The following is a 407-nucleotide window of genomic DNA, read 5'->3' on the forward strand; positions in this document are numbered from 1 at the left end:
AAACACCGCGCCATATTATCGCACCGAGATAAGTTTTATTTTAATCGCCATACCGGGCTTGTAAAAACCCCTCATACTTTGTTTAGAAAACCGTTTTATTTACCTTACGAAGACATTGTTTGTTTTGGTGCAAATGAGCGCAATGTAGGCTCAGCCCGTGGTGGTTCACGCGTGTTTGTGTCTCTCATGGTGCCATTAAAGTACCCTAAGCATTATAGACTCACTAAACCGACATTTTACGTAGGTGGTTTTAATCGTCAGTGGGATTCGCTGCAATATGCAACAGCCATGACCTTTATGGATACATCAATCCCGCTTGGGACACACTTATATCAATCAATAGAGCACTACTTCAAAATAGATAAAGATATAACAGAAAAACACGGATTTCCTGAGGAGTTAAAACC

At 40.5% G+C, this 407-nt stretch carries 1 pseudogene; it reads left to right on the forward strand.

Annotated features, from left to right (window positions below):
- A pseudogene (locus tag H5186_RS22765) lies at positions 1-407 on the forward strand (hypothetical protein); the annotation flags it as partial.

Origin of the sequence: Pseudoalteromonas sp. SG41-2, assembly GCF_014164535.1 — a bacterium.
Lineage (GTDB): Bacteria > Pseudomonadota > Gammaproteobacteria > Enterobacterales > Alteromonadaceae > Pseudoalteromonas > Pseudoalteromonas rhizosphaerae.